The organism is Anaerococcus senegalensis JC48 (genome assembly GCF_000321005.1).
Classification (GTDB): domain Bacteria; phylum Bacillota; class Clostridia; order Tissierellales; family Peptoniphilaceae; genus Anaerococcus; species Anaerococcus senegalensis.
On the sequence record NZ_HE578907.1, the window covers coordinates 612,768 to 625,160 of the forward strand.

Below are 12,393 nucleotides of genomic sequence, written 5' to 3' on the forward strand. Positions count from 1 at the left end.
CAATTTCAAGACCATTGGCTCCCCTATATATTTCTTTCAAAAAGTTTGCCTGTTCTTCTAAAGATTTACCCTTAGAAAATTCTGCTATTACTGCCAATCTTCCATCTTCATGATTTCCTCCATGAATTAAAAATGTATCTATTTCTCTTTGACTTATTGGATTTGAGAAGGATATTTGCTCTCCCTGATTTTTAGCAGAAAAAAAGGAAGTAGACTCTACTTCCTCTTTTTTTAGATTAAGATTATCTCCTTTTCCCCTATTTCTTGTAGGGTCATATCCATGTTCTTCTTCAATCTCAGATATTTCAGATAGTCCTCTTCTTTCAGTTCTTCTGTCAGACCCCAAGTTTCCATCATTTTGACTTCTTCCCTCGTTATAAAGTCCTCTATCTCTTTTTCCTTTGATAGAAGATGATCCATCAATGTCCCTTGCAAATACATTATCTGATAATCCTCTTCTTTGTTCTCCTTGAGAAAGTTCAATCTCATCCTTCCCCATCTGTTGAGTTTCTTTAAATCTATTTCCTTGGGAATTGCCATATTGGGTATTAGGACTTCCATGCCTTCCTCCAATTCTTCCATCTTGTATGTCCCTCCCTGTCTCTCGAAGGAATTCTCCTTGACGATTGGTGTGTAAATCCCCTCCTCCATGAGGTATTCCTTGCCTGCCAATGTTAATTTCTCTTTCATCTTCCAAGCCTCCTTTAAAATTTATTTCACCGTTTATATCAGAACTTAATTTATTATAACGCTCCTTAAGCTCTTTTGTCTGCTCCAAATCTTTTCTTTCTTGAATTTTCTCTAAAATTTCTAACCTTTTTATTTCACTTCCCAAATCAAGTAAGATATTTTTACTTATATTAGAGCTTATACTCAATACTTTGTCTATGTCCGAACTTGATATTTTAGACAGTAAAGATAAGTTTTCTTCTTTTAGCTGATATGAGACCTCCATTCTCTCGCTTATGGAAATTTTTACGGATTCTTTTAACAAATTAAAAAGGTCTACCTTTTGAATACTTTTTAAACTTTCATCAGATAGACTTTCTAAAATTTTATTGAATTTTCCTCTAACATTACTCTCTACTAAGGCATCAATTTTATCTTCTTGGCTTAATAGAAGCTTACTATCTTTTTCTTTAAACTTATCTATCAGTTCATCTAGTAAGTTTAAATGCTTTTTGCTATCATATTTCCATAACTTTACCTCAGAAATATTATGATTAATACTTACTGTTTGTCTTATGTCGAAGATATATTTTATCCTTCCGCTATCTATATCTAAAAGTGGTATTCCTTTTTCGCCTCTTTTAACGCTTCTACCTATACTTTTCCAATAATCAAATTCTGCACAGGCTGTTGCTTTTGGATCCATATTGTATATAGATATTTGATGTATATATGGATACTTATAGTTATTGCCTGATACCTTTAAATATTCCTCATATTTTTTTATATCTTTCTTAAATTCTTCTTTTGCAAGATAGATTGTTCTGCTTAAATCTACTATATCATATCTTGGCATTTTATCCCTCCTCATTATAGTGATAAAAATGAACTAAATTTTTATATATTTATTTATTAAACTTTATTTCTTTCTATTTTTTTAATTTCTGTAAGCAAAGGATAACTTTAAATGTCATTTACGCTATCTTGCTATTGCAATAAAAAAACGATTAGATTTTTTACTTTTCTAATCGCTTTAACTTCCTTTATCCTATTGTTTCCAATCCAACATTGCTTTTTCTAACTTTGAAAAATTGCAATTTGCTCTTCTTATAATTCCTGTTTTCTTTTGATTTTTGTATATTTTTTCTACCTTTATCAAGATCTTTGTTTTTATTTTTAAACAAAAAGCATATTCTTTTTGAAATAAGTCTTTATATCTGATATCTTCAAGTTCGTTAAAATCAATTCTTTCATAACAATCAGTCGGTACAGGAATCATTTTCTTAATATCCAATATAGATAATATGTGCATTTTTTCTTTATCAGAATAATATCTGTAAATATCTCCATCTATAGTAATACTATCATCGATCACTTCATAAATTAAAAAATGCTCATCAGAAACATTCTTTCATTTTTTGCGTTTTCCTTTGCAGAAGAAATTGGAATAAAAAAATAGAAAGGTTTTAACCTCTCTGTTTGCTTTAATATTTTACCTTTGGGATGTAGGTAGTGATACACCTTCTTTAATGCTCCACCTTTAACGGTAGCGGGACACCATCTTTATCTGATAAGAGTATAACGTATATTTATAGTAATGTCAAATAAGCAAATTTCCTAATGCCTACTCTTTTATCACTTATATTATACCCTATTTCTTTCATAAATCATTCCTTTCTTCATTCCTATAATTATATTCAAGTTTTTATAATCAATTTACTTATAATATTTACCTATAGTATTTTCTATTTCTTCTTCAATTTCTTTTAAAAAATTCTCTTTATATTCCTTACCCTTTGCTATATCACTTAATCTCATTTCCCATTTTGCTGTTGTCTTTGGAGATTTAAACTCATCTATAACTATAGTCACTAGGTTTAATCCCTTTCTAGTTGATATTAGATTTTTCTTTTCTCTTTTTATATAACCTTTGTATATCAAATTTTCTATTATTCCCGCTCTTGTAGCAGGAGTACCAAGTCCTTTTCTCTCAACTTCAACATCCTTAACTAATTCATCATTCCCAGCTATTTCCATTGCTTTTAAGAGTGTGTCTTCAGTGAAGTGTTTAGGTGGATTTGTATACTTCTCTTTTATATCTTTATTTTCAATATATAAAAAATCTCCTATTTTTACATCAGGAAGTTGTATATCTTCTTTCTTCTTTGATTTATATTCTTCTAAATATTTTGTAAATCCTTCTTCAGCAATTATTTTATAAGTGTTTATAAATTCAAACCCGTCAAATTCAGCCACTATCTTTGTTGTATTTTCTACAAGAGGATATCCAAAACTTGCATAGAGTTTATTTGTTATAAGTCTATATACTTTGGCTTCACTTTCCGGGAGATTTGAAATATCCTTATTTAATGAACTTATCGTTGGAATTATTGCATGATGATCTGTAACTTTTTCAGAATTAAAAACTACCTTAATTCTTTCTGTGTCAAAATCATTTTTCCCTATAATATTATTTACAGTGCTTTCTATCATGTCTACTGTCAAATATCTTGAATCTGTTCGTGGATAGGTAATATACTTCTTTTCATACAGGCTTTGGGCATAATCTAGGGTTTGTTTTGCACTGTATCCAAAATACTTATTACATTCTCTTTGAAGTGTTGTTAGGTCAAGGGGCAGATTAGGCTTTGTAATCTTTTCTTTTTTAATTACATCGGTTATTTCAATTTTTTCTCCGATTAAATTTTTAAGCTGCTCTGCCACTATCTTGTCATCAATTCTATCTGTCGACAGTGTAAATCCATTCATGGAAATCTCCACTGTATAATATTTTTCTTTTTTAAAACTATTTATCTCATCATCTCTATTCACAATCATTGATAAAGTTGGTGTTTGTACTCTGCCTACACTATAATTTTCATTATATAGACAGGAGTAAAGTCTACTTATGTTCATTCCAACAAGCCAATCAGCTATGGCACGAGCCTTAGCTGAATCAAAAAGATTATCATAATTACTTCCATCTTTTAAGTTGCTAAATCCTTCTTTTATGGAAGAGTCTTCCATTGAGGAAATCCAAAGACGTTTCATTTTCTTCTTACAATTTGCCATCATATATACAAGTCTAAAGATAGCTTCTCCTTCTCTACCAGCATCACAAGCATTAATAATGGTGTCAACTTCATTACTATTCATTAGTCTTTTAAGAATATTAAACTGTTTTTTAGTTGTCTTCGTTACCTCATACTTGTATTCTTTTGGGATAATAGGTAAATCTTCAATTCTCCACTTCTTATATCTTTCATCATACACATCAGGATTTGCCATTTGTACTAAATGCCCAACACACCATGAAACAATGTATCCATTCCCCTCATAATATCCATTATTTCTATTTTTTGCTCCTATAACTTTTGCTATTGATGCTGCAACACTTGGTTTTTCTGCGATTACTAATTTCATTTTTCCTCCTTTAATTTTTTAATAAAAAAATGAGAGATTAAATTTTCAATCCCTCATCTTTTTATAGCTCTACTGATTTTTTATTTTTTCTATAATATTTATTCCATTATCTATTACATCTTCAAACTTTATGTCTCTAACATAAAGATTTTTCTTCGAATAAGAATTCCATCTGTATAAAAAAGCTTGATCCGTTTTTAGCATTCTCATTAAACTTATGATTTTATCTATATCAAATTCCGTTTTTCTATAATCAAAAGTTCTAATACATGCTTCTTTTAATATCTTGGTATCAATTTCTTTATCTTTTAATTTATAAATTATATAAAGATCATAGTAATCCTTACTTCTACTATTTAAAAACCCCCTAGAGTATATTGTTTGAATTTTTTCTGCCACAATTGTTTCAATAGGATAGGCTTTAATTAAAATATCTTCTTGCCCAAAAGCACTTATATATTTATAATCTATGGGATGTGGTGTGATAACATCACCTGTTGCAATATCAAGAGGTACAATTTGTCTTATATTCTCCATCCTACAAAGTATACTTACACGAAACCCTCCATACTGGTCATCTTCCTTGATTGTACTTATTCCATGTACTTTATAGGATATATCATCTGAATGACTTGCTTCTAGTAATTCTTGTATTATTTTTAATACATTTTCTTCTGATAAATGCATATTTCTTAAAAGAAGATCTATATCTACTGTGCTTCTTGAATCTATGCCTACTACATTAGATAAAAGAAAACCTCCTTTAAAAATAAATTTTTCATGATACTTACTCTGTGCTAATTTTTTTAATATGCTTTCCAAAAAATAATATAACATTACTGAATTAAATGGGAGTCCTGATTCTTTACTTATATTATGACAAATGGCGGTTAACTTTGCTTTATTCATATACCACCTCCATAACTTCCCTTACTTTATCTTCTATTCCCATTTTTCTTGCTATTTCATATAGAGAATGTATATCCTTATCCTTATATTTAAAATAGGAACGAATGAGTTTTATATAAACTTCAGTATCCATTTTTTCTTTGTTGGAAATAAAATCACAAAGTATTCTTTCGTAGGAGTAAACATTCACAGTGTTTCCAAACATTGTCTTTTTCTGTATAATTCCTAGATTATAAATAGATTTTTTTACATAATTGATATTAAGTGTATCTTGCTTCTCATTAAATTTATATCCATTGTATACTGTAACATCTATTCTCCATGGAATTTTGTCCGTTACCCCAAGTAGAAACAAAGCTGTCTCATAGGAAAATATCGCCTTTCTATACTGATATTGGAAAAAATAATACTCATCGAAATCACCATCTTCAATAATATATATTCCTTTTTGAACTCTAAACAATTTCCCCTCTTTTGCTAGTCTACTTAAATATACTGTAGGTATGTTATTTTCTCTGCAATAAGCAGATGTTATAATACCACCTGATTTTTTTAGATGTATTTCAATTTGCTTTCTATAATTCATTATATTCATCCCCTTGTTGTGTTTACACTTATATTATATATTTTTATAAGTGTAATTGCAACAAAGCTTTGAATTTCTATCCCAATTTGTTTCAAAAATTATCAAGAAATTTCATATCATCAAATTCTTAATTATACAATCAATCATTTCTACTTAGCTTTCCTTTTATATTAAGTTTGGGCTGTCGTTTTGTTCATCGTTTTTTATTAAAGTTCCAGAATTCTAATTGTACTTTTCTATCGTATGTTTATAAATTTGCACGATAATTAAGTTTATTGTTGTCCTTAATCTACTGCTTAAATCATTGAGAAGATTAAAATTCATCTTCATCTGGAATAATTTCTGTATCTTCCTTATCTTCAAGATCATAATCCTCCCCTTCAGATTCATAATCATCTTCTAATTCATTATAATCTTGCTCATCTTCAAAACTTGCTTCTTCATTTTTTTTATAGATTTTGAAGTAATATCCTGCACCCATTACACCAACAATAATTAAACCCATAAATAAATAAAGTCCTATCCCTGATTTCTTTTCTTCTTTCTCCTCTTTCTTCGGTTTTTCCTCCACCGGTTCTTCTTTTTTCACTACTTCTTCTTTTGGCTTTACTTCACTTTCTCCTTCAATCATATTTAGTAGATCTTGTTCTCCAACTTCTGTTAGTAATTGTACATTTTCTTGATTTTCGGAATGATCTACAATGAGGTGCATAGTTTTTCCACTCTTTGTTTGAAAGGTTAAAAATTGTCTGACATCTATTGGATTTTCCTTCTTTTCATCTCTTGATGTTTGATCTTCTACTTTCGGTGTAATATCCTGTCCATTTTTATCTACATTTTCTATAACTGTTCCTCTTGCCTTATTTTCTTCTGTGGCTAATGGATTAATTGCTTTAGTATTGCCACCTTTAACAAGCTTAGATGGCTTTTCTTTTTTATCTACTTGCTCATTTTTTATGTTATTTTCTTGTATTTTCGGCACTTCCTGATAAGGAATTTTTTGACTCTCATTAGATGGTTCATATATAGCTTCATCAAATAAGCTTTCTAATTCTTTACTTTTTTCTGGCAAATAAATATCATTTGACTGATTTTTTATTTCATTATCATTGCTCTTAGCTATGGATATGCTTGGCATACTTAATAGTAAAAGGAGTAGCACTAAGGCTACCCCTAATCTTTTTTTCTTCATAGTTATCTCCTTTTCTTACTTTATATTCTTAAAGACATAAACTGCCTTTCTGCTATTATCCCATTCTATACTTTGATCTTTTTCATCTCTTATATCCCCACAGCTTGCATTAAAAGCTTTAGCTATATTGGAAATAGATGCGTGAATTCTTCCATTTATAATTACAGGTTTAGTGTCAGAATGATAAATGTTTCCTTGACTATCTTTCATAACACCAGTATCTATATTTAATCTTAGAGTTTTTTTAGGTAAGGCTGTATTTTCTTTATTTGAAAAGATAGCCTCTCTCTTACTATCATCATATTCTACATTAAACCCAAGAGTATAGGCTGCATATCTAACAGGTAGCATAATGCGATTATCCTTAATATATGCTTTTACATCCATATACACAGTAGTTTTCTTTCCATCTTTTATAATGTTATAAAAGTTTTTGTCTACTTGAAAAACTGCAAATTCTTTTTCATCTTTAACTTGTTTTTTACCTTGTTGTTCCTCTTGCTTTTTCATCTTGTTAAGATCAATTTGATTTAGAATGTTCTTGTCATCAGCTTTCAAAAGCTCGTCCAACTTCTTATCTTGAGATTTCTTATCTTCTTTCTTCTCTTTGTTTTCTTTTTGGAGTTTTAAAAGTTCATCTAATTTCTTAGATAAGTCTTGGTTTAGATTTTTATCTTTTTCATCTTTAGCTTGTTTTTCAAGTTCTTCTTTTGCTTTTTTATTTGCTTCCTCGATTAACTTTTTTGCTTCTTCAATTTTCTTATCTAACTCTTCTTTTAGCTTTTTAATTTCTTCTTCAGAAACTTTTTGTTTTTCTTCTAGTTCTTTAATCTTATCTTCTAATTCCTTTTTTGTATTTTCAGAAGATTCTTTTAAGCTATCAATAGCCTTTTGAAGCTCTTCAATTTTTTTACAGCATTCTGACTTAGAATTTTCTATTTCTTTCTTCTTAGACTCTAGTTCTTTTATCTTAGTATCTTTTTCATCAAGCGCTTTTTCTAAGTCCTTAATTTTATTATCTTTATCCTCTATTTCTTTAGTCTTCTTTGCAAGTTCCTCTTCTAAAGACTCGAGCTTTCCTTGCATTTCTTTGATTTTATTTTCGTTTTTATCTGTCTTTTCTTTCTCAGCCTCTAGCTCCCATTTTGTAGATGAATAATCTTCTTTTAGTTTTGCATTTTCATCTTGTAATCTTTTTAATTCATCTTTAAGCTGAGTAATTTCTGCTATTAGTTCATCATTATTAGAGTTTTTAAGATTCTCAATTTCTTTATTCAATTGAGCAATCTTATTGTCTTTATCTCTAATCTCTTCTTCTAGCTTAGCTTTTTCTTGCTTTAGTTTCTCTCCATTATCTTTGCAAGATTCTAACTTTTCCTTTAATTCATCTATCTTTGATTGGTCTTCTTGTTTCTTATCATTTAAGTCTTTGATCTGATTTTCTAAATCCTTAATGTTTTTAGTTAAATCATCAATCTTATTGTCCTTTTCATCAATATCTTGCCCTGTTAAATCTGTTTGAGTGTCAATGGAATATTTATTTGGATTGTATATAGTCATCTTTCCTTGATACATATCATTGTTATAATCAAATTCAAGTTCTACACTATCTACATTCTTATCAAAGATAAACTCTCCATTTTCAAACCTTAATCCATTAGGAATAGATTTGAATCCTTGATTTCCGTTGAAACCAAAATGATTTTCGTAAAATGGATTTTGTTTTGGTCTATATTCAACTTTTTGATTGTGGAATACTCCCTTACTGTTAATATTTGGATTGCCTAAAACTTTTACAGTGTGCAGTTTATTTCTTGAAAAAGCATACTGTTCAATTGTTTTCACAGACCTCGGTATAGTTATTTCTTGAAGGTTATTTCTTTCAAAAGCATTATGTTCAATATTTACCAAAGTATCAGGTAAAGTCACTTCTCTAAGTCCACAATTGAAAAATGCTAAACCACCAAGATAAGTTAGACTATTTGATAGTTTTACCTCGTCTATACTTGCATCGTAAAAGGCAGCATAACCTAAATGCTTAACAGAATCAGGAATAATTACTTTATCCCAATGTTTGCCACGTCCAAATTCTCTTTTATATCTAAGTTCATCGTTTGAATGACTTAAAGAATAATTTCCATTTATAGATTTCGTTCCTTCAGGAAATACTAGAATATTTGTCTTTTCTTTCTTTTCTAAGCCCTTATCACTAAAGGCAATTATATTACCCTCAGAGGAATACATAAAATCATCTTCCGTCCACTCTACCTTATAATCTGTACTTGCATATACAGGGCTTACAGCCACTATATTCACTAAACTTACAAGTAGCATTATCACAGCTAAAATTCCACTGGTTATTTTTTTCATAAATTTTCCTCACTTTCATTTGTATCTTCTCTTTTAAGTTCTTGTCTTTCTCTATTTTCTTCTTCCTTATTTTTTCTAACAATAAATAAAAATTCATCAAGAGATATTTTTCGACTTCGAAATTCCTTGATGACCTCTAAATTTTCTATTTCTTCTTGTTCCTCTACTAATAACTGAAGTTCTATTTCAATTTCTTCTTTTTTCTTTCTTAAATTCTTCTGTTTTTCTATGTTTCTGATTAATTTTTTATTCATAGATTTTTACTCCTTCCCCTTATTTTGGTCTACCAAAGGAATAAAAGTGATTTTTCCAATACCTTGAGTTTATACTGGCATATTGGATAGGATCTCCTGCATGGAGCATCATTCCATTTCCGGCATATATCCCTACGTGAGAAATTGGCGTACCGGAATTATATGTGCCTTTAAAGAAAATAATATCCCCAGGTTTTGCCTCGCTTGGAGATATTGGATTACAATAGTTTTTATAAATAAGCCAAGCTGTAGTTCTTGGCATTCTCTTTACACCAGACTTTGTAAATGACCAACATACAAAACCTGAACAGTCAAAGTTAGATGGTCCACTTGCTCCAAACACATATCTTTTGCCTATGTGTTTTTCTGCTTCATTAAATAAGGCTTTGGCAGTTTCAGAATCAAAAGCAAGACCGGGATTTCCAAAGTTTGGATTGTCTATAATCTCTCCCAAGTTCCCATAGCTTGATCCAAAATATCCACTCATATTTCCCTGACTATCAAGTAATGCTAAATAATGAGCCATATTTGTTTCATAGTTTGCAAATTCTTCTCTTGCTATTTCATCAATACTTTTCTTTTTTATAGTTAATGTTAGAATTCTATAGGTATATGGATTTCCTTCACTGTCATATTTTGTAATAGACTTTGAAGTATATTTTTTCTCATACATTTGATTAAATAGTTTTTTTAATTCCTTTTGTATCTCTTCAGCTGACTTAATCTCTCCATATCTTGCTGTTAAATAGCTAAAAAGCTTGTGTAGATCATGACCAACAGAATCTCCTTTTATATGATATTCATCATAATTTGGATAATTTTCTTTAATACTATCTATTTCATCTTGTAATGCATATTCATAACTTGTAAATTCATTATTAATATCCATTAAAACTTCTTCTTTTGATAGATAGCTTGTAGCTATAACATTACTTGTTAATCCTGAAGTAAGACTGCCAACATTGCTAATTCCTTGAAATAGCATAAAAAAAAGTCCTAAAATACAAAGGGCAATTAAAATTTGCTTATATCCTTTGTTTTTTAAAACTTCCAATGTTTTCTTTCCAATATTAGCGAAAGATTTCTTTATTCTATTTACTAAACCTTCCCCGTGTTTCTTCCTAAAATCTCTCTGAAACTTCTTTTTCATAAAAAATCGATTCAATTTATTAGAGTTTTGATAAGCTTTAGTCTTCTTCAATTCTTCAAAATTTCTTTGAAAGATGAGTTTACTTTCTTTCTTATAAATTTTTCCTTCTAAAGATTTTATTTTTCTTTGAGTTTTTAAAGGTTTTTTTCTTCTAAAATAGCTAATTTCTCTACCTACAACTTCGGTAGTTCTACTAAGCTTATAAGCAGCGTTAACACCTGCATTATCATCTTTCCCACTATATAGATAGTTTGCCGTCATAGCACTTGCAAAAGTAATCGGTTTTTCTAAACCCGCTTTTTTCGACTTTTTCTTATCCTTAATTAACTCTTTTTCCTTTTTATTCTTTTTCTCATATAGTTTTGATATTTTATCTTCCTTTTTATAAAACTTATCTTTTTCACTTTTGTTATCTTTTTTAGAATGGAATTTAGTTTTATTTTTTGTATCTACCTTATTTTTTTCAGATACATTTTTAGAATCCTGTACTTCTTTTTTTGTCCTGGTGTATTCTTTCTTTGGATCAAAGTTGCTTTTCTTTATAATATTATCAAAAGCGTCTTTTATTTGTCTTTTCTTTCCCTTGTTTTTATTAGAAATTCCACTATGATTTAAATCAAGTTCATCTACTTCAAGATTCTCATTTTTTATTACGTTTTTTTCCTGTTTGAAGATTTCTTTTTTCGTGCCTATTTTTTCTTGATTCTTTTTATTTATATTATATTTATCTTTATTTTTTTCAGATTCACTTTTAAATACTTCAGATAGGCTATCCTGTCTAAATTTCCCACTAGAAACCCTCCCCATTAGCATATTTTTTTCTTCTAAATTTCTAACTTTGCCTTTGAAATATTTGCTATTTTGTTTTTTATTAGTATTCAGATCTTGAATTATTTTTTTATCTTCTTCATTTGCCTTATATGATAAGTCTTTTCTTCTAAACTTCCCATTTAAAGATTTTAATTCTGCTTTTTCCCCTTTGTCCTTAAACTGACTTTGAGATTGATAAAGTTTTTTTAAGGTGTTTTTTTGAAAGCTTTCTTTCCCTTTATTACCAAGAATAGAAGAACCATCCCAATTTTTTCTTTGCACATCAGAAGATGGTAAATACTTATAGTCATCTCTTGTGTCCCTATATGATACATTGCTATCACTAAAGTTCATGTCATAGCGATCTATGACACCATCATTATCTGAGTCCTGCGATAAGGGATCATATGTTGAACTTACCTCTATATTAAAATTCTTATCTTCTTCTTTTCTAAATCTCCTTATTTTTTTCTCTGGCACATCATTAAAACTTTCACTCTCAACGTTTTTCTTCCATTTTAAATTACTATTCCCCTTGCAATTTTTTTGAGGAGAAATGCTACTTTTTATATTAGAGTTAGTTGAAATTACTCCACCATTAAAATCTTCTTTAAAATTACTTAGCCTATATTCTCTTTCTTGCCCGTGATATTCACCATATCTACTTTCCTCATTTTCTTCCATTTTTCTATGCTGCCGTTGCGAATATTCCGGCTGATATTCATTATGATATGAGGCTTCTGCAAGTTTTTCCTCATGGATTTTTCTTTGTCTTCTTTCTCTATTTGGCTTTTCTTTTTCTTTGAATAAATCCTGACTATTTTCTTGCAAATGATCTGAGTAATATTTAGAGTTTTCAACATTATTGTCTATGTTGTTCCTGCTTTTTACTTTATTTATTTCTTTTTTTGAAAAATCTGATGGTCTCTCTGTATTACTGAATTTTTCATTACTTTCTTCTTTCTTTTCTGATATAAGCTTGGTCTTTGGTACATCTCTTGGGTTTACTTTCCCTTTCTTTTTCATATAC

9 protein-coding genes are annotated in these 12,393 nt (G+C 29.2%); all 9 read right to left on the reverse strand.

Annotated elements, in window-relative coordinates; all coding sequences use genetic code 11:
• Nucleotides 1–231: 231 nt before the first annotated feature.
• The 9 genes from ASHG_RS09565 to ASHG_RS03095 all read right to left on the reverse strand — a co-directional run bounded on the left by ASHG_RS09565 (nucleotide 232) and on the right by ASHG_RS03095 (nucleotide 12,389).
• Nucleotides 232–690 (reverse strand): TnpV protein, encoded by a 459-nt coding sequence (locus tag ASHG_RS09565; RefSeq protein ID WP_202502798.1) that lies wholly within the window; start codon nucleotides 688–690, stop codon nucleotides 232–234.
• 1,027 nt (nucleotides 691–1,717) lie between these two features.
• A complete protein-coding gene (locus tag ASHG_RS03060; protein WP_084689275.1) occupies nucleotides 1,718–2,044 on the reverse strand; it encodes a type III toxin-antitoxin system ToxN/AbiQ family toxin in 327 nt (108 codons plus the stop codon).
• Nucleotides 2,045–2,385: 341 nt separating this feature from the next.
• Complete coding sequence (locus tag ASHG_RS03065) at nucleotides 2,386–4,092, reverse strand: DNA topoisomerase 3 (protein WP_040397454.1); 1,707 nt, start codon at nucleotides 4,090–4,092, stop codon at nucleotides 2,386–2,388.
• Nucleotides 4,093–4,161: 69 nt separating this feature from the next.
• A complete protein-coding gene (locus ASHG_RS03070) occupies nucleotides 4,162–5,001 on the reverse strand; it encodes a nucleotidyl transferase AbiEii/AbiGii toxin family protein (RefSeq protein WP_040397455.1) in 840 nt (279 codons plus the stop codon).
• The gene (locus ASHG_RS03075) at nucleotides 4,994–5,587 is read right to left on the reverse strand and encodes a type IV toxin-antitoxin system AbiEi family antitoxin domain-containing protein (protein ID WP_040397456.1); all 594 of its coding nucleotides are present in this window, start codon (nucleotides 5,585–5,587) and stop codon (nucleotides 4,994–4,996) included. Before ASHG_RS03075 ends, ASHG_RS03070 begins: the two co-directional genes overlap by 8 nt.
• Nucleotides 5,588–5,900: 313 nt before the next feature.
• Nucleotides 5,901–6,779 (reverse strand): CD1107 family mobile element protein, encoded by an 879-nt coding sequence (locus tag ASHG_RS03080; protein ID WP_040397458.1) that lies wholly within the window; start codon nucleotides 6,777–6,779, stop codon nucleotides 5,901–5,903.
• Between the two features lie 15 nt (nucleotides 6,780–6,794).
• Complete coding sequence (locus ASHG_RS03085) at nucleotides 6,795–9,149, reverse strand: leucine-rich repeat protein (RefSeq protein WP_040397459.1); 2,355 nt, start codon at nucleotides 9,147–9,149, stop codon at nucleotides 6,795–6,797.
• Complete coding sequence (locus tag ASHG_RS03090; protein ID WP_040397461.1) at nucleotides 9,146–9,403, reverse strand: hypothetical protein; 258 nt, start codon at nucleotides 9,401–9,403, stop codon at nucleotides 9,146–9,148. The genes ASHG_RS03085 and ASHG_RS03090 overlap by 4 nt, the downstream gene beginning before the upstream one ends.
• Before the next feature lie 19 nt (nucleotides 9,404–9,422).
• A complete protein-coding gene (locus ASHG_RS03095; RefSeq protein WP_040397463.1) occupies nucleotides 9,423–12,389 on the reverse strand; it encodes a C40 family peptidase in 2,967 nt (988 codons plus the stop codon).
• Nucleotides 12,390–12,393 lie beyond the last annotated feature (4 nt).